This is a genomic window from Moorella mulderi DSM 14980, from assembly GCF_001594015.1.
In the GTDB taxonomy this organism is placed as follows: Bacteria; Bacillota; DSM-521; order Neomoorellales; family Neomoorellaceae; genus Neomoorella; species Neomoorella mulderi.
In genome coordinates this window covers 220,517-243,680 of sequence record NZ_LTBC01000002.1, presented here as the reverse complement: position 1 = coordinate 243,680, position 23,164 = coordinate 220,517, and the positions used below count along the sequence as shown (strand labels likewise).

Here is a 23,164-nt window from a genome sequence, read left to right as displayed (position 1 = left end):
AGGTGACGAAAAAGCGCCCCTCCAGGGGCGCTTAATTATGGGGGTGATTAACGTTTTGGGTAAGCATAATAATTGGTACCTGTACGCCTCCCGGCCCGGGCCAGCATCTCCCTTGATATCCGGTTGGCCTGGCGAACAATCTTAATTTCATCAATTTTTACCAATCGCCCTTCACGGACTACGACCTCACCGTTAACAATAGTGGTATCCACCAGCTGGCTATCACCACAGGTAATAATAGCCGCTACCGGGTCATGCTGGCCCCCGGCAAACCCCAGTTCCTCAAAGTTAACCAGGATCAGGTCTGCTGCCATTCCCGGCGACAGATAACCTATATCTTCACGGCCCAGAACACGGGCACCGCCAGTAGTGGCCAGGCGCAAGACTTCCTCGGCTGTCAGGCCGTTATTACCGTAAGCCAGTTTTTGCAAGAGATAGGCAATACGCATTTCGTTCCACATATTAGAGGAATCATTACTGGCGCTGCCATCCACGGCCAGCCCCACCCGGGCCCCGGCAGACAGCAGGTCTTTCACCCGGCAGATCCCGGATGACAGCTTCATATTGGAAGCCGGGCAATGGGCCACCCCGCTTTTCGTCTCGCCCAGCAGGGCTACCTCGGCATCGCTTAAATGTATGGCATGGGCAAACCATACATCGGGCCCCAGCCAGCCCAGGTCAGCCATGTACTCCACCGGCCGCCGGCCAAATTTTTCTTTACAGAAGCGTTCTTCATCCATGGTTTCGGCCAGATGGGTATGGAGCATGACCCCGTACCGGCGCGCCAGGTCGGCACTATCTCGCATCAGTCCGGGAGTTACAGAAAAAGGTGAACAGGGGGCCAGGGCAATACGGCACATGGCGAAGGGTCCAGCCTCATGGTACTGCCGGATCAAGCGTTCGCTATCAGCTAATATCTCGTCTTCTTTTTGAACTACTTCATCCGGTGGCAGGCCACCCCGGCTTTTGCCCAGGGACATGCTGCCCCGGGTGGCATGGAAGCGGACCCCCAGTTCCCGGGCCGCCTGGACTTCAATATCAATAAGTTCATTCCCCTGCCCGCGGGGAAAGACGTAGTGATGGTCGCTGGAGCAGGTACAGCCTGTCTTCAGCAATTCCCCCAACCCCACCATGGCTCCCAGGCGAACTGCTTCCGGCGTCAGTTCACGCCAGATCTCGTAAAGGGTCACCAACCAGGGGAACAGGGGTATATCCTGGGTTGCCGGGATATTGCGGGTCAGGGTCTGGTAGAGGTGGTGATGGGTATTGATCAGCCCGGGCAAAACAACCTTACCCCTGGCATTAATAATTTCGTCTCCATCCCCAGGAGGCAGATTGAATCCAATGGCCTTAATTGCCGGCCCCTCTATTAAAAGATCGGCCTTCTGGTAGCGATGGCCCTCGCTATCCAGGGTAATAATCCATTCGGCATTTTTGATAAGTAAAGCCAAGCCCAAGTACCTCCACTCAACCGGTCAAACCCGGTTAAATTTAATGATTACACGGTTTAATTTTAACCGGCCCTGGTAGGTATTAAATTTAACCTGGCTAAAAGATTGGCCAAAGCGGTAGCTAATTCAGCCCGGGTGGCATTCTGGTCGGGCCGGAAGGTGCCGTCCGGATAGCCGCTCATAATCCCGGCCGCCATGACCTGGCGAATGGCCGCCTCGGCCCAGTGACCCTGGATGTCGCGGGGCTCGTTTGGCTTCAGGCCCAGGTAGGCGGCCAGGCCGCGAAAAATGGCCCGGGCCAGGGCTTGCTGTACTGCGGGCGTAGCCAGTTGAGCTGCCGTCTCCGGGTTGCTGATAAAACCCATTTCCACCAGGACTGCCGGGGCATCGGTCTCCCGCAGGATGTAGAAATTCGCCTCGCGGACACCCCCGTCCGGCCAGCCAGTGGCAGCCACCAGTTCGGATTGGATCAAGCGGGCGATCTTTTCAGCCTGGCCACCAGGAGCCAGGATAAAAGTGCTAACGTAACTGGCGGCTGGAGTACCGGCGCTGTTGACGTGCAGGCTGATGATGAGGTCTACCTGTTCCCGGTTGAAGAGACCCGCCCGGTCAGCCAAGGAAACGTCCTGGTCGCCTGTCCGGGACATCACCACTTCTACACCTGCTTCCTGGAGCAATTGGCGCAACGCCAGGCCCACGGCCATGGTGACGTCCTTTTCCTGGAGGCCGCCGGCGGCGACGGCCCCGGGGTCACTGCCACCATGGCCGGGATCAATGCCAATTTTGGGCATAAAAACCACCCCCAATCTAAGATATGCTTTAAGTTGATCTTAAGCTCCGGGGGTGACCATGGCTAATGGCGTAAATTGCTAATTACACAAGCCCTGGCCCTGTTGCAGCCTATTTATGGTCTTAACTGTACCGGGTTTCGTCATAGCTGCCGGGGTTAAGATGCTTTCCAGTTCGTCCGGGGTTAAAAACCCTTTTTCTAAAATGATTTCTCTAATCGAGCGGCCGGAAGCTTCTGCTTCCCGTACCACCTCTGTGGCTTTTTCGTAACCGAGATATGGCAGTAAAGCTGTGGCCAGGACGGGACTCTGCTCCAGCACTTCCCGGCAGCGCCCGGCGTTGGCTGTTATACCGCTGATACATCCGGTGCGGAAAATCCGGGCCGCTGCCGCCAGCATTTCCAGGGATTCCAGCAGGGCATGGGCGATAAGGGGCGCGAAAGGATTGAGTTCCAGGTGGCCCTGGCTGGCGGCCATAGCGATTACCATATCGTTGGCCATGACCTGCATGGCCACCTGGTTGACCATTTCCGGGATCACCGGGTTGACTTTGCCGGGCATGATGGAAGAACCGGCCTGCCGGGGGGGCAGGTTGATTTCCGCCGGACCGCCCCTGGGACCGGCAGAAAGGAAGCGCAGGTCGCCGGCGATTTTATGCATGGTTACGGCGGCGGCCTTCACGAGACCGGAAACTTCCACAAAGACGTCCATATTCTGGGTGCCATCGATCATGTTTTCCGCCCGGGCCAGGCCCAGCCCCGTGAGGCGCCTCAAATAATCATTAACCAGGTAAATATATTTCAGGGGGGCATTGAGGCCGGTGCCGGTGGCTGTGCCGCCCAGGTTCACCTGGCGCAGGCGCTCCTCAACCTTGTACAGCCGCCAGCGGTCCCGGGCCACGGCCTGGGCATAGGCACCGAATTCCTGTCCCAGGGTTACCGGAACGGCATCCTGGAATTCAGTACGGCCGATTTTAAGTATCCCGGCAAAGGTAGCCTCCTTTTCCTGAAGGGCTTCCTGGAGCCTGGCCAGTTCCTCGGCCAGGGGCAGTAAAAGGCGGATGGCCGCTATACGCATGGCGGTAGGATAGACATCGTTGGTGGACTGGTGCAGGTTAACGTGGTCATTGGGGTGGATTGTGGCATAATCACCCCTTGGAAGTCCCAGGATTTCCAGGGCGCGGTTGGCGATTACTTCGTTGATGTTCATATTGGTCGAAGTACCGGCGCCGCCCTGGAAGGCGTCGAGAAAAAACTGATCGGCCAGTTTACCCCGGGCTACTTCCTGACAGGCAGCAATAATGGCCTCTCCCTTTTCCCGGGGAAGGTAGCCCAGGTCGAGGTTGGCCCGGGCGGCCGCTTCTTTGACGGTAGCCAGGGCTTTAATTAGCTCTGGATGGACTTGATGCCGGCTGACGCGGAAATTCTCCGCTGCCCTTAAGGTGTGGATGCCGTAGTAGGCGCTGGCGGGCACTTCCCTGGTACCCAGGAGATCATGTTCCTGGCGGGTAGACATAGATGATCCCTTCCTTTGGACTCTATTGTAGCAAACCAAGTACGGCCAGGAAATACGAGCAAGTAAAAAGCGACCGGCCATAGAAATTGCCAGTCGCCCTGGAGGGGCAGTCTGCGTCCATCAGCTAACGTCTATTGCTGGATGCGCCTTCCTGAGGTACAAAATTATTTCTGGACATAGATGTGGGCATCCTGGGGTAGGGCCAGGCCGGCAGCTACTTCGACGGCCTTAACCATGCCGGGGAGTACCGGGCAGGCGGCATGGGGGCAATGTTGAAAGAATAATTTACGCAGGCGGCTGTTGCCTTTGAAGCTAATCTCGTCCAGGGGATTGAGGGTGCCCAGTTCAGCGGCAATCTTCTGGATGTTGGGACAGGTAGTGTTGATGGTCAGGTTGCAGGAAAACATATCCGGTGCTTCCGCCAGAATGTCGGTGGTAAAACCACAGATGCCGGATTCTACAGTTACTTTAGCCATGGGAAAACTCCTTTCTTTATAGATTGTTAAAACCCGCCCTGGATGCTTTTTTACTCTTTTGTTCTGCTCTTTAAATACTCGAGAAAGATAGCTGCTGTAGCCAGGTTCGTGGCCGCCGGAACGTTGTGGACGTCACAAATGCGCAGGAGGGCGCTGATATCCGGTTCATGGGGCTGGGGCGTCAGTGGGTCCCGCAGGAAAATTACCAGGTCCAGGCGTTTTTTGGCCACCAGGGAACCCATTTGCTGGTCTCCCCCCATGGGCCCGGACATGAGACGGTGGACCTTTAGACCGGTTCGTTCCATGATCCTGGTACCGGTAGTCCCTGTGGCTACCAGGCGGTGACCGGCAAAGATATGTTTATGCTCATCGACAAAGTTGACCAGTTCATCTTTCATACGATCGTGGGCTATGAGAGCGATGCGCATAAATTATCCTCCAAAATTCATATTAGCCCTCGTAACAGGCCAGCCTTATTTTAATCTTTTCAACGAGCCTTGACTACAAATATTCACCAAAAAATTGCTTTTCCCTTCTACTATAGAAATATTTTACCTTAGATTTCTACTGGCGAAGCTGCCGCCACAGCTCCAGTGAACAAAGGGACTTTAAAGGGACTTCGGCAAAACTCAAGCAGCCGGCGAAAGGGGTTGGCGGCCAGTCATGACGGCGCACCCCTGCTGGTACCGCTGGCTGCCAGGAAAGCCAGTACCGCACCAGTTCATCTTCCCCGCGGTTGACAAGGGTTTCTCGTAAAACCCTGGCCCGCCGGGTGAGGGGGCAGCAAAAATAGGTGCGGCAGATGAGGGGACGGTATTTGTACAGGCGGCAACGACGCCGGTACGGTTCTAAAAAAATACAGTAACCTTCGGCGTCAGTCCGCAAAGTAATATCTACCGCCCGCCCCTTCACCTGGACCTGGCAGTACTCCTCCAGCATTTCCGGGAGGGAAAACCTTTTACCAGTAAGTTCCTCCAGGCCCTGTTGCAATACATGCAGGTCAATGCTGGTCAGGGGCAGGCGCCCGCCACAGCAATGATCGCAACCTAGGCAATCGCCGTTAGTATAGGGGCGGTAAAGGAGGGATGGGTCCAGTCCTTCCACGGCGGTAATATAATCAGCTATGCTGGCCTCAGGAGATAAAACCCGGAGATCATAACCTTGCTTACCATTGACCTGCCAGTAACGCACCTGGACGGGGTTCTGTTCTTGCCTTGCGAGCAAATGACAACCTCCTGCCAATTATATTTTACTCTTCTTCCCGCCATGCCATCAGGGCCAGGGGGAAGGGTTCCAGGGCCCGTTCCAGGACTCCGTGGATAAAGGCCAGGAGGACGCCGTAATTAACTATTGGTACGCCCGCTTCCTTGGCCAGCTGGATGCGGTAGAGCATTTCCCGGCGGTTGATCATGCAGCCGCCGCAGTGAATTATCACCTTATAACTGGCCACATCTTCCGGGTAGCCGGTGCCGGAATACCAGGAAAACTGTAAATCACCACCCACGTACTGGCGCAGCCAGCGGGGTATCTGCACTTTACCGATGTCATCAGCCTGGCGGTGGTGGGTACAGGCCTCAGCAATGAGAACCCTGTCGCCCGGCTGCAAATTTTTAACAGCCTTCGCGCCCCGCACCAGCTCTACCAGGTCCCCTTTATAGCGGGCAAATAAAATGGAAAAGGAAGTCATCCAGACGCCGGGCGGCGTGTCGGCAGCCACCTTCAAGAAAGCCTGGGAATCGGTAATAACAATCTTGGGGGGCGGGATCTTAGCCAGGGCCAGCTTCAGTTCCCGCTCTTTTACCACCAGGCCCATGGCATCGTGATCCAGCAAGTCCCGCAGTGTCTGTACCTGGGGCAGGATCAGGCGCCCTTTCGGTGCCGCCAGGTCGATGGGTACCACCAGGACGGCCATTTCTCCGGGCCCCACCAGGTCGGCAACAATATAAGGCTCCTCAAAGTCGGCAGGAGCGGCTTTAATCAGCTCCCCTTTCAATTCCTCGATACCCTGGCGGGTCAGGGCGCTAACCGGCAGGACCCGCTGTCCCAGGGTTTTTTCCAGGTCCGGCAATAGTTCCCGGCCGCCCTGGTCGATTTTATTTAAAACTATCACCAGGGGCAGGTTTTGTTCCTTTAGTCGCTGCAAGAGTTCCAGTTCGTAAGGTCCAACCCCGGCTGCCGGGTCCAGGACCAGGATGGCCAGATCAGTGCGCCGCAGGACTTCCATGGTCTTTTTAATCCTTAAAGCGCCCAGTTCGCCCACGTCGTCAATCCCGGCTGTGTCGATGAGGACGACGGGACCCAGGGGTAAAATTTCCATGGATTTAAGGACCGGGTCGGTTGTCGTGCCAGGAACGCTGGAGACTACCGCCAGTTCCTGGTTGGTCAGGGCGTTAATTAAACTGGACTTGCCGGCGTTGCGGCGGCCAAAGATAGCAATATGCAGGCGGTTCCCCCTTGGTGTTGCTTCCAAAGATAACTCACCTCCCTGTAAAGCAAAAAGCAGGCCACGCTCTTACGAAAATCCGTACTCTTTTGGGCGCTGGCCGGGGAATCTTCCCAGAAAAAAACGGGAGTTTATCTCCCGTAGCTTACCACTTTTTAACTGGCCTGTTTAGTGACCTTCTCTTTATTGGCACTGCTGTCGCCGTCATCTATTCTGGCCGCTTCTTTGATTTCCTCAGTTACGGAATTAGTAGCATTCTTAAACTCCCTGATGCCCTTACCCAGGGCGCGGCCCACCTCGGGTAGCTTGCCGGGGCCAAAAATAATCAACGCCAGGACTAAAATCAAGATTAATTCAGGAGCTCCCAAACCGAACATCCTTCTCACCTCCTGTTTAAGTTAATTGTACAACTGTTTCCTTTAAATTTAAATACCTTCTTCCTTGGCCTTTTCTTCCCGCTTGCGTCGTACCAGGTAAGAAATCCAGATGCTGACTTCATAAAGGGCAATTACCGGTAAAGCCATTAGCGTCTGGGAAATCATATCCGGCGTTGGAGTAAGAATGGCTGCCAGAACAAAGATAATTAAAATAGCATATTTACGGTTTTTCGCTAGAAACCTTGGCGTTACCAGCCCTAAATGGGTTAGGAGCATAATAGCCAGGGGCAACTGGAAAACGGCCCCGAAAGGTAAAATAAACATGGTCAAGAAACTAAAATACCGGGAGATGGAAATCAGCGGCGTAAAGCCTTCGCTGGCAGTTACCAGTAAAAAGCGAAGGGCTGCCGGGAAAACTACCAGGTAACCAAAGACTATTCCCGCGGCAAAGAGCACTATTGAGGCCGGCATTAACATATAAACGAGGCGCCGTTCATGGGTGTGCAGGGCCGGCAGGATAAAGCTCCAGACCTCCCAGAGGATCACCGGTAGAGCCAGGAAGATAGCTGCCACGAAGCAAATTTTTATAGTGGTAAAAAAGGCTTCCCAGGGAGTGATAAAGACCGGGTTTATGCCTATTTCCTTAATGGGTCTCATGATTAAAACCAGCAACTGATCCCGGAAGCCAAAATAAACAGCGATAGTTGCGATCACCAGAGCGATAATACATACCAGTAGTACCCGTCGCAAAGCTTCCAGGTGCTCCGTCAGGGTCATAGACTTATCTTCCATCGCTCCACCTCCTTTTAACCTGTTTATGGCTAGTTTCATTATACCGCCCTTGTCATAGCATAGCAAGGCAACATTATTTCTTTATCCCCACATGGACGGCTACAATTCCACCCGTCAGCTCGTAATAACATGCCCTGGCCAGGCCCAGGTCGCGGAAGTACTGTAATATTTCTTCCTGGTGGGGATAGCCCTTAAGGGAACGGGGCAGGTAGCTATAGGGGCCCTCCATTCCTACTCCCAGGCGTCCTATTAAAGGCACCAGGTGGTCAAAGTACAGGTAATAAAGCTGCTTAAAAAAGGGCCGGGAGGGTTTGGCTAATTCCAGTGAAATCACCCGTCCTCCCGTCCGTACCACTCGCATCATTTCCGCCAGGCCCCGTTTGATATCAGGGAGGTTGCGCAGGCCAAAGGCAATGGTGGCGCAATCAAAGGTATTATCCGGGAAGGGGAGGTCCAGGGCATTGCCTTCTACCAGCTGCACCAGGTGACCATAGGTACTGGCTGCCAGGCGGCGCCGGGCCACCTCAAGCATGGCCGGGGCAAAGTCTAACCCAACTACCTGCCCCCCAGGGGCTACGGCGCGGGCAAGCTCCAGAGAAAGCATACCGGTGCCACAGCAGACATCCAGGGTCTTGTTCCCAGGTACAAGGCCTGCCTGGGCTACGGTAAAACGGCGCCAGCCCCGGTCGCAGTTAAAACTGAGAATTGTATTTAAAAGGTCATAACGGGGAGCAATGTTGTTAAAAATGCCACGTACATATTCCTCTTTGGTCACAGGGCCATCACCCGTTTGACAGGCAACTCATCGCCTAATTGTATGACCAGTTCGCCAAGGAGTTCCCTTACCGTTCCAGGAGCAAGTCTTTCTACGGCCTCGGTGGCTTTAACGGTTACTGCCTGGCCATTCCACAGCTTGCCTAAAAGTAAGCCTATCTCCTGCCAGAACTGGGCTACCCTTGGTTCGGCCTGGCCTAACTGGCTGCCCAGGTAAGTTGCCGCGGCAGCCAGGTATTCCCTGGTATGAAGTTTTTCGAGAAAAGAATTTCCCCGGGCAGTAACTGCTCCTTCCCTGGCTTTTTCTAACTGCCGGGCAGCATCAAGGTGAATCTGGCAAATCAACTGGGAAAGGGGTGCCAGAAATTGCAGATTACCATCGCGGCACAGGAGATCAAAAAATCGGGTGTAGAAATAATCTCCCACCAGGGTTTCCAAGGCTACCTCATGCTTAACATTGTTATGAATTAATGAGGCCAGGAAAATAAATTGAAAAACGGCAGCCAGGGATAGAGCCCTGGGGCCAAAGTAACCCTGAGTATGAGCGCTTAAAAGGACTAGAGCAGGTAGAAAATCTTGATCTAAATGATTCAAAACAGGCCAGGTAAGCCCGGGTAACGTTCGCCCTTGCATGCGGGTTTCCTTTATCAAACGCTGGCGAACTATTTCCAGCTCTGGTTGTAATAATTTAAACAGGGCGGTCAACCTCCAGCCCTCCTATAAATGAAAATGAGTATTTCTTTTGATATTCTATTCTTTAAAGCATATTCCTGCTGGTTTTTTATCGTAAAAAACGCTACAGGCCCTGCAAGTTTCCTCCCTGCAAGGCCTGTCAGCTACTACCATCGCTACTACCTTTAGTTGTAGGTAATAAAATAAATATCCCTCCTACAGATTTACCGCTGCCGCCCGAGGAGGTTCCATCACGCCCCGTTCAATTTCGGTGGCGTGGACTTCGCCTGCCTGGAACTGCTCGGTTAAATACCTGCAGGCATCCCAGGGATTTACCCTCTCGCCGCAGGTAAAAACGTCAACGGCAGCATACCCTAACTCCGGCCACGTATGGATTGCCAGGTGCGATTCGGAGATGACCACCACGCCGCTGACACCCTGAGGGCTGAATTTATGGAAGCAGACTTCCCGGATTTCGGCACCGGCTTCTAGAGCGGCTTTGACCATGATTTCTTCGACCTTTTTGATGTCGTTTAAGATCTCGAAGCTGCATCCATAAACCTCAGCTAAAACATGACGGCCCAATGCGCGCAATTATCATTCCTCCTCCAGGATAAAAGTGGGGCATGACATCAATCAAATCCAATTGTAACCCCACTCCCCCTTATTGTCAACTAAAAATCGCAGTAGATGTCGGATAAAGTTGAGGGCTTGTCTCCGGAGGCTATAAGAAGCGGCCTGGTACCAAACCATGCCGCTTCTTAGCCATCCAATTCAATTCCATCCCGACAGTTTTAATTGTACTTAACTAACAAGTACGAACATCACCGTATCATTTCCGTACCCACTCCGTTATATGAACGTAGAAACCATAAAGTTACATTTAAGTAACCTTTCTACTTCCGGGCCACCTCGTGGCCTCCAAACTCGTGGCGCAGGGCGGCCACCACCTTGGTGGCGAAGCTCTCTTCCTGCTCGGAGCGGTAACGCATCAGCAAGGCGGCTGTGATTACCGGTGCCGGCACTTTAAGACGCAGGGCTTCTTCTACCGTCCAGAGACCCTCACCGGAAGAATAAGCGATATCTTTTATGCTTTCCAGAGTAGCGTCTTTGCTAAGGGCACTTTCCATGAGGTCCATTAGCCAGCCGCGGATTACCGAACCATGGCGCCAAACCCTGGCCACCGCCTTCAGATCCAGTTTGAAGGGCCCTTTAGCCAGGACTTCCATACCCTCGCCGATGGCCTGCATCATACCGTATTCAATGCCGTTGTGGACCATTTTAACATAGTGGCCGCTGCCGGGGGGGCCGGTGTGCAGGTAACCACCGGGAACGGTAATATCTTTAAACAAAGGCTCCAGGTAGGTAAAGAGCTCATCTTCGGCTCCCACCATACAGCAGGCGCCATAGCGAGCTCCCTCTATACCGCCGCTAGTACCGGAATCGGCGAAGCGAATACCCTTTTCCTTTAAAAATTGATAACGGCGTAAGGTATCCCGGTAATGAGAATTTCCTCCGTCGACGATAATATCGCCTGGAGCAAGCAGGGGTAATAGCTGTTCAATAACCTCGTCCACGGCTTTGCCGGCAGGGATCATTAACCAGATAAGGCGCGGAGATACCAACTCGCCAACTAGCTCTTCCAGGCTGTAGGCACCTTTAACCCCCTGGGCGGCAGCCTTTTCCACTGTCGACCTCGTGCGGGCGTACCCTATCACTTCGTGACCATGCTCCAGCATATTGAGGGCCAGGTTCAAACCCATTTTACCTAAACCTATTATGCCGACACGCAAAATTACATCCCCCTTTAGGTATGTATGAATTATCACTCGGAGAAAAAATATTACTGTGACCATTTCTTAGTATTATAATTTACCAGCCTTATAATCCTCCACAGCTTGGATTAAGGCTTCAATATTAGCCATAGGAACCTCGGAGCTAATCTGGATAGAAGGGGCAATAATATAGCTACCATAGGCGCCGAGGACTTCGATACAACGCTTTACTTCATGGCGAACCTCTTCCGGAGTACCAAAGGGCAAAGTAACCTGGGTGGAGATGCCACCATAGAAGGTCAAATTCTTCCCATAGCGTTGTGCCAATTCTTCGATAGGCATGGCCTGGGGCTGAACGGGATGGAGGATGTCCAGGCCCATGTCGACCAGGTCATCGAGAATTAAACGCACGTCGCCACACGTATGGTGAATAACCGGTAGGCCCGCTTCCTTATATACGGCCCAGATACGTGCTAAGCGTGGTTTAATCATTTCTCGCCAGAGATTGGGAGACATAAGAAGGGTATTCTGACCACCATAATCATCGCCAGTGCGGCCGCAATTAACTCCAGTTTCTACATATCGTTTGGCTATCTCCACCTGATAATCAGTTATTTTCTCTAAAAGTTCTTCTGCAAAATCTCGGTTAAGAATCATATCCATAAGGAAGTTTTCAAAACCCCTTAATGCCCAGGCGCGTTCAAAGAGACAGGTCACTTGATAGGAAGGCACTAGATACTCACCGGCATATTTTGCTACCGTTTCTTTGGCAAAATCCATTAGATCCGGCGAATAAGGATCGGGGAACTGGTAATCTTTATACTTTTCTAGATTGGCCAGAGGATGGTAAGCAATAAAAGTGCCCTCCTGCTGGGTATCCCAGCCTACCCCCCATTCATCGTAAAGGATTTTTTCCTCAGGGGTAAAAATACGCTTGCGGATCTTGCCGAACGGGTCATTAAGATATGCATAGACCAGGTGGTTATCAAGGCGTTCAATTAAATACTCTTCATTATTTGGCACGCCCCAAGCTTTTGTAACTTTGTCCAGAGCTGCCGGAGTAAACTCGATTTGGATCGGCAAGTGATCAATTTCTTTGCGGGCGATACTGCGCAAAACGCGCTCTTTGTGGGATAATTTCATTTTTATACATACCTCCACTGCCACTCCCGCTTATAACGGGTAACGATTCTCCCTAGCTACCCGGATCATAGCGTTGACATTTTCCTGGGGGGTGTAATAAGCCAGTTCGCAGCCAGCTCTAATAAATGACGCCCCGCCTACCTTTGCAGCATGGTTACCCATATAAGGTCCCACGGGTACGACATCGGGTTCCATCCTATTGGCAGCAGCACATACCCTTTCAAGTGAAGTCATTTCAGGCAATCTTTACACCCCTAATGTTTCAGGATGAGATTTGGCAAGAAAGTGATTAAAGAAGGAAAGAAAGCAATCAGAGCAACTACGGCCAACATAGCAGCAACAAAGGGCCAGATTGCTCGAGACCCTTCGGTCAATTTTACTTTAGCTATACTACAGGAAATAAACAAGGTTATTCCTACTGGCGGGGTAATACAGCCGACTAATATGGTTATTATAACTAAGTCTGCAAAAAATATGGGATCAAAACCAAACTGGGCAACAATTGGTTGAAAGAGGGGTACTAGTAAGATCATTGCTGCTGTCCCGTCAAAAAAGAAACCTAGTACATAAAGAAAGGCTAATAGTAACATTAATACTACCTGGCCATTATTAGATAACGACAATAGGCCATTGACAGCCAGCCGTGGTGCCTGCTCAATTGCTAAAATCCAGCCCATTACTTGCGCCGCAGCAATGATAAGCATGGTAACGGCACTAACAACAGCCGAATCTACCAAGATTCTTTTTATGTCCATAAATTTCAACTCACGGGTAATAAACAAGCCAACTATAAAGCCGTAAGCTACAGCAATTACTCCCGCTTCGGTTGCTGTAAAGACACCCGACAAAATGCCTCCTAAAATAATAACCGGCATAAGCAGGGCAGCTAAAGCGCCTTTAAACGACGACCAAACTTCACTTAGGGAAGCCCGAGGCTGAGAACCGTAACCCCTTTTGCGGGCAATAATATATGCCACCAGCATAAAAGCCAGACCCACAAGAATGCCAGGAATAAAACCTCCTAGAAAAAGGCCGCCAATAGATAAACCTGTAATTGACCCGTAAATAATCATTAAAATACTGGGTGGGATAATCGGGCCAATGGTAGCAGCACTGGCCGTAACTGCTACGGCATAATCACGATCGTAACCTGATTTCTCCATTGCCGGGACCATCATGGCGCCTATGGCTGAGGCATCAGCCGCCGCTGCACCGGAAATACCGGCAAAGATCATGCTGGCAACAATGGTTACATGAGCAAATCCACCTCGGATATGGCGTACCAAGCTGCTAGCAAATTGAACGATCCTGCTGGTTATGCCGCCAGTATTCATTAATTCACCGGCGAGAATAAAAAGGGGGATAGCCATTAAGGGGAAAGAATCCATGGCGACGAATAAGCGTTGGGGAATTACCAGCCAGGGAATCGGACTATGACCTAAAACAAATGCTAATACAGCGGAAAAACCCATACTGAAGGTTATAGGCACACCCAGGACCAACAAGACAGCGAAAGAAAGTAAAATAATTGTTAACATTAGCATCCCCCCTGCTTATAACTGATGATTAAATTTTTAATAGCAAAAAGCGAGTAAATAATAATAACTACTCCTCCGATTGGCAGGCAAAGGTAGACTAACCCCATAGGAATCTGCATTGCAGGGGAGGGAGTGTTCCAGGTCTTTTGGGCTAATAGCCAGCCTTCATAGGTTATAAATGCACTAAAGGCCATAACTACAACTAGTGAGAAACAATGAACAATAAACCGGGGTAAACGCGGCAGAAAATTAACAAATAAATCAAGTTCCATATGAGAACCGCGTTTAACAGCAATAGCTCCGGCTAAAAAGACAATCCAGATAAAAACGTAGCGGGCAAATTCCTCAGCCCAGGTTAAGGAATTATTTAATACATAACGAAAGATAACTTGGGCAAAAACAATGATTACAAAAGCAGCAAAACCCATAGCTATAATATTTTCCACCCAGTTTTCAAAAAAACATTTGCGTTCCACAATCTCTCACCTCTCCGATACCTACTTTTTCACCCCATTCAGCATAAAGAGGTTTGACAGCCTGGCGGAATGGCTCTAAATCAGGATCCGGATTTAGTCCAAAAGGTTAATGATACGAAATAAAAAATGGTGCTGGAAACAACTTGGGGTGATGTTTACTCCAAGTTGTTTCCTTAAATCGATATTATTACCGAAGTGAAAGATTTTTGCACCCATGTCTGGAATTCGTTCCATGATATGGCTGACGTTACCCTCATTATGGTATAAACCAATAGCGTACGGAAACTCATTAAAGATCTGTGATATATAAGGAAAACAAAATTCCTCAAAATGGTCTGGGGAAACCTGAGTAGGGAAATGTTCAGGTACATACAGCCTTTTTAGTTTGCCATTGATTTTCTCCTGTTCGTGAAGCCACTCAATCTCAAACTCAGTAATAATCTGCAATAATTTGTGGACTTCTTTGGGGTGATCATATAGCTCGAATAAAATTTGACCGTAACCTACAACTAAAGCAGCAGTCTCTAATGGGCCCAGTATATAACCTAAACCCTCTAGAAAACCGTATTCATCGATATACTTTTTATCAAGGTGATCCCACATATACCGGTATTGTTCAAGCATTAAACCGGTTATACCGTCTTTACCGGGAATTGGCTTTCTCATATATCTAACTTCGGTAATACTTTCAATAGCAGGTCTGGCCCAAGGGGGTTCATTATCAGGCCATTCAATTTTACAACCAAAAGCAGATGGCTCCACTGCCACACCAAAATCGGGCCAAGGTCCCGGAACGAGGAGAGCCTCGGGAAATTTTTCCTGTATAGTCATTTGGGCTTTTAATTTTAACTCAGCATCAAAATAAAAATCTTTTTGTTTAACCCCAAGCAAACTGGTACCAAAGGGTGCAGTATTCCAGATAACAAATAAAGGTCGCTCGGGTTCCTGGAAATTAACTGTTGCCTCAAAATTCTCTTTAGGCGTGCTCACCAGTTAACCCTCCCATGATTGATATTGATCGTGCCACATTGCCATGGCAGCAAATTCATTTTCCATTTTTTTGTAGATGCGTTCGTAAATTTCAAAAAGAAAACGGTATTTAGTGGTATTTGGCCAATTGGGGTGATATTGCTTCCTTTCTTGCAATAACTGATAAACGATGTTAATATCGCTTGCACGTCCCATGGCAACCATTCCCAGAACCGCCGCCCCAAGACAGGCCCCTTCCACTCCTGGTGTTACGGTAACTTGCTGGCCGAAAACATCTGCCAGGATCTGGCACCACAACGGCGAGCGGGTGAACCCGCCGGTAGCGCGAATTTCTTTGAACGGTCCGCTTAATTCCCGCAGGGCCAGGGCAACGCTGTAGAGCCTGAAACACACCCCTTCCATCACGGCCCTCGCCAGGTGCTCCCGGCCGTGATGCAAATCCAGTCCAAAAATAACGCCTCGAGCATTATCATTCCATCCCGGCGCCCTCTCCCCCGCAAGCAAAGGGAGGAAGATGAGGCCGTCGCTGCCGGCCGGGACGCTGGCGGCGTATGAGTTCATAAGGTCGTAGACCTCAACCCTCGCTTCCTGCGCCGCTTGTGCTTCGGCCTGGAAAAATTTATCCCTCAGCCAGCGGTAGATTAGACCGGCGTTATTGATGGGGCCGCCAATTATCCAGTCTTTTTCCGTTAGCGCATAGCAAAAGGTGCGCATCTTGATATCGGTGCACGGCGCGTCAACCCGGATACGGACGGCGCCGCTAGTGCCAATGGATATGGCTACCATCCCCTCCTCTATCGCGCCAACTCCCAAGTTAGCCAAGGTGCCGTCGCTGGCGCCAATTATAAAAGGTGTATCAGGGCTTAAACTCATAGTGTTAGCGTAATCTGTTTTTAATCCCTGGAGAATGTAAGTCGTAGGCACCAGCCGGGATAGTTGTTCCTCGTTAATGCCTGCTAACTCCAGAGCTTCTTGATCCCAGGCCAGGTTGTATATGTTAAAGAGGCCGGTGGCCGAGGCCAGGGAATAATCGATTACATAGGTACCAAAGAGGCGAAAAAAGATATATTCTTTTATGGAAATAAAACGAGCGCTCTTCTTGAATACCTCGGGCCGGTTTTCCCTCATCCAGATTAATTTACATAAAGGTACCATCGCGTGAAGAGGTACGCCGCACCGATTATATAACTCCCTTCCCTTCTGGTCGTGACGCAGTCTCCGGGCAATAGGGGCGCTCCGGTTATCTGTCCAGATCAAGCAATGAGTTAAAGGATTACCCCCGGCATCCACCGCCATAATACCATGCATGGCCGAACTAAAGGCGACACCCGCAATTTCCCCGGGACGGGCACCCGCCCTCCTGACAGCTACCCCTATTACTTCCAGGGTATCCTGAAAAATTTTTTCAGCATCCTGTTCGGCCCAGCCGGGTTGAGGCTGGTCGAAACCGCTTTCTTTGGCGGCCTGCCCTCGTATCTGGCCGTGGAGATCGAAGACTACGGCTTTGGTGGTGGTAGTTCCCAGATCTACACCAATAAATAGACAGGTTTTTTTCATGTTATTCTCCTCTTAAATTCATATAATGTATTCTACATATTTTCTTCAATTCCTGCTGGATAGAAAAAAATTTTCTTAGTGTAAATTAAAAGCGTTTGTTGGCGATAGCACGGCGAATTTTTTGCAATCCACTCAGGGCTTCATCCTGACGCCGCAAAGATACACCTACCACCAGGGAGTCGATGATGGCCAGCTGGCTTATCCGAGAAGACATTGCTTCCGAGCGGAAACGTGTTTCCCGGGCGGAAGTAAAGAGGCAAATGTCGGTTACCCTGGTCAAGGGGGATTTCATGAAATTGGTGATGCCGATGGTTCTCGCCCCTGCTTCCCGGGCGATTTTCAAGGCTTCATAGACGTCTTTATTGGCCCCCGTATGGCTGATGCCCACCGCTACATCTCCAGGGCCGAGAAGAGAAGCGGCCATGACCTGCAAATGGGCATCGGTATGAGCCTGGCACCAGATCCCGGTGCGCATAAACTTATGATAGGCATCCATCGCTATGGCACCCGAACCGCCGGAACCATAGAACTCTACCCGCCGGGCGTTGAGTAGCATTTCTACTGCCTGTTCCAGGGATTCCTTCTCCTGGATTTTCAGGGTTTCCTGAAGGCACTGGACATTAGATTGAAATACTTTATGGGCGATAATCAACATGTCATCACTCGGCTGTACGTCTTCATGGATATTCTGTACAGGGTCTACCATTTCACTGGCCAAGGCAATTTTGAAGGCCTGGAAGCCGCGATAACCCAGGCGCTTGCAGAGGCGGAAAATAGTGGCCTCGGCCGTTTGCGCCTGTTCGGCCAATTCGGTAATTGACAGATGAATTATCTCTCCTGGGTTCTCAAGGATATAGGTGGCCGCCCTCTGCTCAGCTGCGGTAAGGCTGGGATAAATGCTCCGCAAACGCAAAAGCCCGCCTTGAGCAGGCGTATCATTGTTAGGAGCCATTAGGCCCCTCCTTTCTGGAGAAAATTTTTTTCACGAGAATAGGATAACATAATATTTAAATTTTGAGAAGCAAAAATTAAAACCCCGGGCGGACCGGGGTATAGAAGCAAGTAAGTAAATATAACCTTTACTGATGTGGTACCAACACGGGAAGACTATTTAACTGCTATAACTTCACGCATACGCTCCAAGAATACCTGGAGATCCCAGCGTAAGGCTACCAGCGTTTCCGGCAGCTTCTGGACCAGTCTTTCTAACCGTTCGGCTGCCAGGTTGAAACCGTAAACGTTACGAAAAACATGGCGGAAACCGCGGTATTCGTCCAGCAAGGCTGCTGTTTCTTTCCGGATTACATGGGGGCGTAGTTCCGGTAAATCGAGGGTCATTTGTACCAACAACTGGCGGTGCCATTCCGGATCGGCGGGTAAGCTGCGTATGCGGCCTTCTAAAACAAGGAATTGTTCACCGGTCATAATTCCTGTCCCCTTTTTTGGACTTCTAGCAATAAACCCGGTACTGCATCCTCGGCCAAGACAATACTGGGTGGAAAAGGTGCCGTGATGGCTTCTACTTCCGACCACATACGCCAGTAAAGTTCTTTAGTTGTAAACCCTTCTACCAACAAATCAATGTCTGAATAGGGTGTAAAATACTCACTCCAGGCCAGGGAACCATAAAGGTAGACCTTTTTAACCTGGTATTTCTCTTTTAACCAGCTGGCAGCCAGACGAGCCTTGATTAGCGCTTCCTGGCGGCGGTTTATTTCAGCCTGCTTTTCTATTTCAACCCGTCGCTGCCAGGTCTTCCGCATGGTACTAATGTCATCCAGCACCAGATTCCCCGCCTTTCTTAATTTAAGCTCACCAAATTTTACCTCTCACTCTCCCGCTCCCTGTATTACATTGTATCGTTACTTTTTTTACCAGTCAACGGCCATATCTTAAGAAGTGAAAAATAAAAGACGCCGTTATGGCGTCCTGTAAAAATGGTCGGAGCGACTGGACTTGAACCAGCGGCCTCTACCACCCCAAGGTAGCGCTCTAGCCAAACTGAGCTACGCCCCGTTCTTCCTCTGTGCAAGGAAAAGTATATCACCTGACGAACGGCATTGTCAAGGGGCGATTCTGGCGCAGCCCGGGGCAAGCAAAATTATTTATTCTGCAGGGCGCTGTGCAGCTCGCACAGGTGCCGCCTTTCCTGGCGTAACAACTCATCAATCATGGCTGTCTCAGTTACAGAAACAAGGTTCTTTAAACCGCTGAAAAATAGCAAGGCATCCTTTTCAAACTGGATGGCGAAATTAAGGGCTTCTATATCAGTAGTAATCTGCTTGGGCAGGGTCTCAGGATGCAGGTCCTTAGGGAAAACATTGCTATCCACCAGGGCCTGCATGTATGCCTCATATTCCCCCGGGTAAGACTCCGGGGGATCATATGGAGTTGCTTTCGAAGCTAGTTGATCAAAATCCAGGATATGCTGGCCTTCTTCTAAGGCCAAACGTTGGAAAAGCTTTCGGACTTTATCATCCCGGGCGCTGGCAGCCATGGCTTGATAAAAGGCCTGGCCCTTTTGTTCAATGGCCCGGGCAAATGCAAAGACTTCACTGGCGTGGAACATAACTTGCCCCCTTCAAAGGTATAATACCTGCTATCAATTGCCGTGTTAACTATATAGAGCCGCCACCGCAATCAGGGATATAACAGTTGGCATCGACAAAACTACAGGTTGACTGGCAGGAAGGACATTTTTCCGGCGGGGCTTCCCCTTCAAAAGCATAACCACAGACGGAACAGCGCCATTTATTCATGCCAATATGCCTCCTTATGTCTCTAGCCCGGCGAGCCTTTATGGCGTTATTGCAAATACAACCAGCCATTATAGTAGGCCTTCCGCTTAACAAGCGTTTTCAGGCTTCAGGTTCAAACATCTCTTTGCCGGCGCTGCACACCGGGCAAACCCAATCTTCGTTTTCCATTAAGAATACACTCCCTGCTCTAATTGTTGGATTGCCAGTGACCGTGGAGGTTGCAATAGGCGCGGGCAGTAGCAGTGCTGGCTGCAGTGGCGAATACCGCTTCGGGGGCGTCGCCGGGATCCAGGTGCTGTCGCAAGACCTGGCCGCCGGCCTGCAGTTCGATCCACTCAATGTAATGCTTTTCTTCCATTGGATGGGGAACACTGCCAACGGTCACTTTAAAACCACCATTAACTTTAGTAACTACCGGGACATGCTTTTCCTTGCTGGCGTCTACGGTGTTCTCCGTCAATAACTCCATGGGTTTGCCGCAGCAGACCAGGGTCCCAACAGCGGGATGAAGGACCTCGACGATATTACCGCAAACATTGCACCTGTAAACCTGGCCGATTGCCGTCATAATGAAATTCCCCCTTTTAGTAAGGATTACTATTTACAATTAATATTCGCTATAATTCCCCTTTTTTCCTGCCGGTTATAAAAGTTTTTCAAAAAAAATTTGCCTTTTAATTGCTTAAACCAACTGATGCCTGCCTTGACTTCCTAACTTTGGTAAGGTAAAATGGGGTCGAAATCTTATAAAGGAGTGAGCACTATGCCCAGTCTCAAAGGCACTCGGACGGAAAAAAACCTGCTGACGGCCTTTGCCGGCGAGTCCCAGGCCCGCAACCGCTATACTTACTATGCCAGTCAGGCGAAAAAGGAAGGCTATGAGCAAATAGCAGCTATATTTTTAGAAACTGCCGATAACGAAAAAGAACATGCCAAGCGTCTCTTTAAATTCCTGGAGGGCGGCGAAGTAGAAATTAGCGCCGCTTTCCCGGCCGGTACCATTGCCACTACTTCCTTGAACCTGGCCGCCAGTGCCGACGGGGAAAATTACGAACATACCACCATGTATCCCGAGTTTGCCCGGGTAGCCGAAGAAGAAGGTTTTCAAGAGATAGCTGCTGTCTTCCGGGCCATTGCCCGCGCCGAGAAGGGACACGAAGACCGTTATCGCGCCCTGCTGGCCAATATAGAAAATAACCGTGTCTTTAAGCGGGAAGAAAAGGTGACCTGGCGTTGCCGCAACTGCGGTTATATACACGAGGGCAACGCGGCCCCAGAAATATGCCCGGCGTGTGCTCATCCCCAGGCGTTCTTTGAACTACTAGCGGAAAATTATTGAGGAGTGGTGATGGCCTTATGTCCTGCCCGACAATTATGGCCATCCTGATTGACAACCGGCGCGAAACGGCGACTAAAGTTCAGGAGATTTTAACCAAGTATGGCTGTATTATCCGGGTGCGCCTTGGCCTTCACGAAACTGAGGCCTGCAGCGACGAAGGCTTGATTATCCTGCAGTTATGCGCCCCCGAAGTCCAGGTCCAGCAGCTAAAGGACGAGCTTAACTCTCTGGGCCGGGTAAAAGCTGAGGTAATAAAGCTGGCATTGGATGATTAAGTAGCCGCCCTGTTTTACTGATAAAATCAAAGTTGACCTGGCTCCTATATAAGGCGATGATGGCAAATAACAAACCGAAAGGATGATTAAGAATCCATGAGCCAGCCCGTTACCATTGCGGAAGGTATTTACTGGGTAGGGGCCATCGATTGGAACATCCGCTACTTTCACGGTCCCGCCTTTTCCACCCACCGGGGTACTACATATAATGCCTACTATATTGTCGATGAAAAAACCGCCCTGGTGGATACCGTTTACGGACCCTTTAAAGAGGAATTGATCGCCAAACTGAAGCAGATCAAGGACCCGGTGAAAATCGACTACCTGGTGATAAACCATACTGAAAGCGACCATGCCGGCGCCTTTCCGGCCATCATGGACCTCTGCCCCAGCGCCCATGTCCTCTGTACCCAGCGTGGTTATGAGAGCCTGAAGGATCATTACCCGTATCTTGATTTCCAGTATACCATCGTCAAAACGGGAACCAGCATCAGCCTGGGCAAACGAACCCTTACATTTATTGAAGCCCCTATGCTCCACTGGCCCGACAGCATGTTTACATATATACCCGAAGAGGCCCTGCTGCTGCCCAACGATGCCTTCGGCCAGCACTTCGCTTCCAGCGTTCGCTTCGACGATCAAGTAGATGTAGGAATTGTCATGGATGAGGCAGCCAAGTATTACGCCAACATCCTTATGCCCTTTAGTAACTTGATTACTAAAAAGCTGGAAGAAATTCAGAAAATGAACTTGACTATTAAGACTATTGCCCCCAGCCACGGTATTATCTGGCGGCAGGACCCCAACCGAATCATAGAGGCCTACGCCCGCTGGGCTGATGGTAAAGGTACGGCGAAGGCCGTTATTGCCTACGATACCATGTGGCTGAGTACGGAAAAGATGGCTTATGCCCTCCTGGACGGCCTGGTGGCCGGGGGCTGCGAGGTCAAGCTTTTCAAGCTCTCCGTATCCGACCGCAACGACATTATCAAGGAGATCCTCGATGCCCGCGCCGTCCTGGTGGGCTCGCCGACCATCAATAACGACATCCTGCCGGTGGTTTCTCCCCTCCTGGATGACCTGGTAGGCTTAAGACCGAAAAATAAAATCGGCCTAGCTTTCGGTGCTTACGGCTGGGGTGGCGGCGCCCAGAAGATTCTGGAGGAGCGCCTGAAGGCCGCCAAAATCGAGCTTTTTGCCGAGCCCGGCCCCACAGTGAAGTGGGTGCCCAAGAAAGAAGACCTGCAGCGTTGCTACGAACTGGGGCGGGAAATGGCGGCCAGAATTAAGGATTAACTTAGGAGGTAGCATTTTTGGACACCAAAGCCCTGCATACCATCTCTTACGGGCTGTACATCATTACGGCAAAAAAGGGTGACCGCTTAAACGGCCAGGTTGCCAACACCGTCTTTCAGATTTCCTCGGAACCGCCGACGGTTGCCGTTAGCATCAACAAGCAAAACCTGACCCATGAATTTATCCAGGCCGGCAGGAGCTTTGCCGTCTCGGTCCTGGCCAGGGAGGCCCCCCTTTCCCTCATCGGCCAGTTTGGCTTCAAATCCGGCCATGAGGTAGACAAGTTTGCCGGGTTGAACTACAAGCTAACGCAGTCAGGTCTTCCTTACCTAGCTGAACACACCCTGGCCTACCTGGAAGCAAAAGTAAATCAAACGGTTGACGCCGGCACCCACAGCATATTTATCGGCACTTTAACGGATGCCGCCGTCCTCCAGCAGGGTGAGCCCATGACCTATGCCTACTATCACCAGGTCAAGCGCGGCACGACCCCGAAAACGGCGCCTACCTTCGCGGTCGCCCGGGTGGAAGCCGGGCCGGCTACCACTGCTCCCAGGTACCGGTGCACTATCTGCAATTATATCTATGACCCGGCCCAAGGCGACCCGGAACACGGCATTGCTCCCGGCACCCCCTTTGAGGACCTGCCGGGTGACTGGGCCTGCCCCATCTGCGGTGCCGGGAAAGAAGCCTTCGAGAGAATTTGATAGCTGCCCCCTCTGGATCAA

At 50.9% G+C, this 23,164-nt stretch carries 29 protein-coding genes and 1 tRNA gene; 4 read left to right on the top strand and 26 right to left on the bottom strand.

The window, feature by feature from the left end; all coding sequences use genetic code 11:
• Window positions 1-47: 47 nt before the first annotated feature.
• From MOMUL_RS04450 to MOMUL_RS04335, 26 genes are all read right to left on the bottom strand, one after another.
• Window positions 48-1,451 (bottom strand): 8-oxoguanine deaminase, encoded by a 1,404-nt coding sequence (locus MOMUL_RS04450; RefSeq protein WP_062282064.1) that lies wholly within the window; start codon window positions 1,449-1,451, stop codon window positions 48-50.
• Between the two features lie 62 nt (window positions 1,452-1,513).
• A complete protein-coding gene (locus MOMUL_RS04445; RefSeq protein ID WP_062282063.1) occupies window positions 1,514-2,242 on the bottom strand; it encodes an N-acetylmuramoyl-L-alanine amidase in 729 nt (242 codons plus the stop codon).
• Window positions 2,243-2,320: 78 nt separating this feature from the next.
• Window positions 2,321-3,754: an aspartate ammonia-lyase gene (locus MOMUL_RS04440; protein WP_062282060.1), complete on the bottom strand. Its 1,434-nt coding sequence runs from the start codon at window positions 3,752-3,754 to the stop codon at window positions 2,321-2,323.
• Between the two features lie 164 nt (window positions 3,755-3,918).
• Window positions 3,919-4,230 carry a DUF6951 family protein gene (locus MOMUL_RS04435; protein ID WP_062282057.1) on the bottom strand — a complete coding sequence of 104 codons (312 nt, stop codon included), beginning with the start codon at window positions 4,228-4,230 and terminating at the stop codon, window positions 3,919-3,921.
• 50 nt (window positions 4,231-4,280) lie between these two features.
• Window positions 4,281-4,658: a methylglyoxal synthase gene (locus MOMUL_RS04430; protein WP_062282055.1), complete on the bottom strand. Its 378-nt coding sequence runs from the start codon at window positions 4,656-4,658 to the stop codon at window positions 4,281-4,283.
• A gap of 136 nt (window positions 4,659-4,794) precedes the next feature.
• A complete protein-coding gene (locus tag MOMUL_RS04425) occupies window positions 4,795-5,454 on the bottom strand; it encodes a YkgJ family cysteine cluster protein (RefSeq protein ID WP_062282052.1) in 660 nt (219 codons plus the stop codon).
• A 25-nt stretch (window positions 5,455-5,479) separates the two neighbouring features.
• Complete coding sequence (gene hydF / locus MOMUL_RS04420) at window positions 5,480-6,700, bottom strand: [FeFe] hydrogenase H-cluster maturation GTPase HydF (RefSeq protein ID WP_084785458.1); 1,221 nt, start codon at window positions 6,698-6,700, stop codon at window positions 5,480-5,482.
• Window positions 6,701-6,828: 128 nt separating this feature from the next.
• Window positions 6,829-7,050, bottom strand: a complete 222-nt coding sequence (locus MOMUL_RS04415; RefSeq protein WP_062282046.1) for a Sec-independent protein translocase subunit TatA/TatB — start codon at window positions 7,048-7,050, stop codon at window positions 6,829-6,831.
• A gap of 48 nt (window positions 7,051-7,098) precedes the next feature.
• Window positions 7,099-7,842, bottom strand: coding sequence for a twin-arginine translocase subunit TatC (gene tatC / locus MOMUL_RS04410; protein ID WP_062282044.1), 744 nt, complete (start codon window positions 7,840-7,842; stop codon window positions 7,099-7,101).
• Window positions 7,843-7,915: 73 nt separating this feature from the next.
• Window positions 7,916-8,617: a bifunctional demethylmenaquinone methyltransferase/2-methoxy-6-polyprenyl-1,4-benzoquinol methylase UbiE gene (gene ubiE / locus MOMUL_RS04405; protein ID WP_062282041.1), complete on the bottom strand. Its 702-nt coding sequence runs from the start codon at window positions 8,615-8,617 to the stop codon at window positions 7,916-7,918.
• Window positions 8,614-9,321 carry a polyprenyl synthetase family protein gene (locus MOMUL_RS04400; RefSeq protein ID WP_062282038.1) on the bottom strand — a complete coding sequence of 236 codons (708 nt, stop codon included), beginning with the start codon at window positions 9,319-9,321 and terminating at the stop codon, window positions 8,614-8,616. The genes ubiE and MOMUL_RS04400 overlap by 4 nt, the downstream gene beginning before the upstream one ends.
• Window positions 9,322-9,504: 183 nt before the next feature.
• Window positions 9,505-9,882, bottom strand: coding sequence for an adenosylmethionine decarboxylase (speD, locus tag MOMUL_RS04395; RefSeq protein WP_054936805.1), 378 nt, complete (start codon window positions 9,880-9,882; stop codon window positions 9,505-9,507).
• A 302-nt stretch (window positions 9,883-10,184) separates the two neighbouring features.
• Window positions 10,185-11,081, bottom strand: a complete 897-nt coding sequence (gene gnd / locus MOMUL_RS04390) for a phosphogluconate dehydrogenase (NAD(+)-dependent, decarboxylating) (protein WP_062282037.1) — start codon at window positions 11,079-11,081, stop codon at window positions 10,185-10,187.
• Between the two features lie 72 nt (window positions 11,082-11,153).
• Window positions 11,154-12,206 (bottom strand): uroporphyrinogen decarboxylase family protein, encoded by a 1,053-nt coding sequence (locus MOMUL_RS04385; RefSeq protein ID WP_062282024.1) that lies wholly within the window; start codon window positions 12,204-12,206, stop codon window positions 11,154-11,156.
• Window positions 12,207-12,236: 30 nt separating this feature from the next.
• Entirely contained in the window at window positions 12,237-12,401 is a 165-nt protein-coding gene (locus tag MOMUL_RS16100; protein WP_161484961.1) for a hypothetical protein, read from the bottom strand.
• Window positions 12,402-12,460: 59 nt separating this feature from the next.
• Window positions 12,461-13,744, bottom strand: coding sequence for a TRAP transporter large permease (locus MOMUL_RS04380; protein WP_062282022.1), 1,284 nt, complete (start codon window positions 13,742-13,744; stop codon window positions 12,461-12,463).
• On the bottom strand, window positions 13,744-14,220 hold the full coding sequence (locus tag MOMUL_RS04375) for a TRAP transporter small permease (protein WP_062282019.1): 477 nt from the start codon (window positions 14,218-14,220) through the stop codon (window positions 13,744-13,746). Before MOMUL_RS04375 ends, MOMUL_RS04380 begins: the two co-directional genes overlap by 1 nt.
• Before the next feature lie 93 nt (window positions 14,221-14,313).
• Entirely contained in the window at window positions 14,314-15,210 is an 897-nt protein-coding gene (locus MOMUL_RS04370) for a uroporphyrinogen decarboxylase family protein (RefSeq protein WP_062282016.1), read from the bottom strand.
• A gap of 3 nt (window positions 15,211-15,213) precedes the next feature.
• Complete coding sequence (locus MOMUL_RS04365; RefSeq protein WP_062282013.1) at window positions 15,214-16,767, bottom strand: gluconokinase; 1,554 nt, start codon at window positions 16,765-16,767, stop codon at window positions 15,214-15,216.
• An 85-nt stretch (window positions 16,768-16,852) separates the two neighbouring features.
• Complete coding sequence (locus MOMUL_RS04360; RefSeq protein WP_062282011.1) at window positions 16,853-17,719, bottom strand: MurR/RpiR family transcriptional regulator; 867 nt, start codon at window positions 17,717-17,719, stop codon at window positions 16,853-16,855.
• Between the two features lie 155 nt (window positions 17,720-17,874).
• The gene (locus MOMUL_RS04355) at window positions 17,875-18,192 is read right to left on the bottom strand and encodes a ribonuclease toxin HepT-like protein (protein ID WP_062282008.1); all 318 of its coding nucleotides are present in this window, start codon (window positions 18,190-18,192) and stop codon (window positions 17,875-17,877) included.
• Entirely contained in the window at window positions 18,189-18,551 is a 363-nt protein-coding gene (locus MOMUL_RS04350; RefSeq protein ID WP_201786462.1) for a nucleotidyltransferase family protein, read from the bottom strand. Before MOMUL_RS04350 ends, MOMUL_RS04355 begins: the two co-directional genes overlap by 4 nt.
• Window positions 18,552-18,705: 154 nt before the next feature.
• Window positions 18,706-18,783: transfer RNA gene (locus tag MOMUL_RS04345), tRNA-Pro, on the bottom strand.
• Between the two features lie 85 nt (window positions 18,784-18,868).
• Window positions 18,869-19,336, bottom strand: coding sequence for a ferritin-like domain-containing protein (locus MOMUL_RS04340; RefSeq protein WP_062282005.1), 468 nt, complete (start codon window positions 19,334-19,336; stop codon window positions 18,869-18,871).
• Between the two features lie 49 nt (window positions 19,337-19,385).
• Window positions 19,386-19,526 carry a rubredoxin-like domain-containing protein gene (locus MOMUL_RS16525; protein WP_129588675.1) on the bottom strand — a complete coding sequence of 47 codons (141 nt, stop codon included), beginning with the start codon at window positions 19,524-19,526 and terminating at the stop codon, window positions 19,386-19,388.
• Window positions 19,527-19,713: 187 nt separating this feature from the next.
• On the bottom strand, window positions 19,714-20,094 hold the full coding sequence (locus tag MOMUL_RS04335) for a desulfoferrodoxin (RefSeq protein ID WP_062282002.1): 381 nt from the start codon (window positions 20,092-20,094) through the stop codon (window positions 19,714-19,716).
• Window positions 20,095-20,289: 195 nt separating this feature from the next.
• Here MOMUL_RS04335 and rbr point away from each other — a divergent pair, with 195 nt between their 5' ends.
• From rbr to rd, 4 genes are all read left to right on the top strand, one after another.
• On the top strand, window positions 20,290-20,865 hold the full coding sequence (gene rbr, locus MOMUL_RS04330; RefSeq protein WP_062281999.1) for a rubrerythrin: 576 nt from the start codon (window positions 20,290-20,292) through the stop codon (window positions 20,863-20,865).
• 17 nt (window positions 20,866-20,882) lie between these two features.
• Window positions 20,883-21,140: a CPF_0552 family protein gene (locus MOMUL_RS04325; RefSeq protein ID WP_062281995.1), complete on the top strand. Its 258-nt coding sequence runs from the start codon at window positions 20,883-20,885 to the stop codon at window positions 21,138-21,140.
• A gap of 96 nt (window positions 21,141-21,236) precedes the next feature.
• Entirely contained in the window at window positions 21,237-22,436 is a 1,200-nt protein-coding gene (fprA, locus tag MOMUL_RS04320) for a nitric oxide reductase FrpA (RefSeq protein ID WP_062281991.1), read from the top strand.
• A gap of 17 nt (window positions 22,437-22,453) precedes the next feature.
• On the top strand, window positions 22,454-23,143 hold the full coding sequence (gene rd, locus MOMUL_RS17620) for a rubredoxin (protein WP_062281989.1): 690 nt from the start codon (window positions 22,454-22,456) through the stop codon (window positions 23,141-23,143).
• Window positions 23,144-23,164 lie beyond the last annotated feature (21 nt).

Excerpts from the sequence above, each read along its gene's own strand:
- rbr (WP_062281999.1), top strand. The coding sequence starts at position 20,290 with ATGCCCAGTCTCAAAGGCACTCGGACGGAAAAAAACCTGCTGACGGCC.
- MOMUL_RS04380 (WP_062282022.1), bottom strand. The coding sequence starts at position 13,744 with ATGTTAACAATTATTTTACTTTCTTTCGCTGTCTTGTTGGTCCTGGGT.
- MOMUL_RS04440 (WP_062282060.1), bottom strand. The coding sequence starts at position 3,754 with ATGTCTACCCGCCAGGAACATGATCTCCTGGGTACCAGGGAAGTGCCC.
- MOMUL_RS04445 (WP_062282063.1), bottom strand. The coding sequence starts at position 2,242 with ATGCCCAAAATTGGCATTGATCCCGGCCATGGTGGCAGTGACCCCGGG.
- MOMUL_RS04325 (WP_062281995.1), top strand. The coding sequence starts at position 20,883 with ATGTCCTGCCCGACAATTATGGCCATCCTGATTGACAACCGGCGCGAA.
- MOMUL_RS16525 (WP_129588675.1), bottom strand. The coding sequence starts at position 19,526 with ATGAATAAATGGCGCTGTTCCGTCTGTGGTTATGCTTTTGAAGGGGAA.
- MOMUL_RS04335 (WP_062282002.1), bottom strand. The coding sequence starts at position 20,094 with ATGACGGCAATCGGCCAGGTTTACAGGTGCAATGTTTGCGGTAATATC.
- tatC (WP_062282044.1), bottom strand. The coding sequence starts at position 7,842 with ATGGAAGATAAGTCTATGACCCTGACGGAGCACCTGGAAGCTTTGCGA.
- MOMUL_RS04360 (WP_062282011.1), bottom strand. The coding sequence starts at position 17,719 with ATGGCTCCTAACAATGATACGCCTGCTCAAGGCGGGCTTTTGCGTTTG.
- MOMUL_RS04340 (WP_062282005.1), bottom strand. The coding sequence starts at position 19,336 with ATGTTCCACGCCAGTGAAGTCTTTGCATTTGCCCGGGCCATTGAACAA.
- MOMUL_RS04430 (WP_062282055.1), bottom strand. The coding sequence starts at position 4,658 with ATGCGCATCGCTCTCATAGCCCACGATCGTATGAAAGATGAACTGGTC.
- MOMUL_RS04365 (WP_062282013.1), bottom strand. The coding sequence starts at position 16,767 with ATGAAAAAAACCTGTCTATTTATTGGTGTAGATCTGGGAACTACCACC.
- MOMUL_RS16100 (WP_161484961.1), bottom strand. The coding sequence starts at position 12,401 with ATGGAACCCGATGTCGTACCCGTGGGACCTTATATGGGTAACCATGCT.
- MOMUL_RS04415 (WP_062282046.1), bottom strand. The coding sequence starts at position 7,050 with ATGTTCGGTTTGGGAGCTCCTGAATTAATCTTGATTTTAGTCCTGGCG.
- fprA (WP_062281991.1), top strand. The coding sequence starts at position 21,237 with ATGAGCCAGCCCGTTACCATTGCGGAAGGTATTTACTGGGTAGGGGCC.
- MOMUL_RS04435 (WP_062282057.1), bottom strand. The coding sequence starts at position 4,230 with ATGGCTAAAGTAACTGTAGAATCCGGCATCTGTGGTTTTACCACCGAC.
- MOMUL_RS04355 (WP_062282008.1), bottom strand. The coding sequence starts at position 18,192 with ATGACCGGTGAACAATTCCTTGTTTTAGAAGGCCGCATACGCAGCTTA.
- MOMUL_RS04385 (WP_062282024.1), bottom strand. The coding sequence starts at position 12,206 with ATGAAATTATCCCACAAAGAGCGCGTTTTGCGCAGTATCGCCCGCAAA.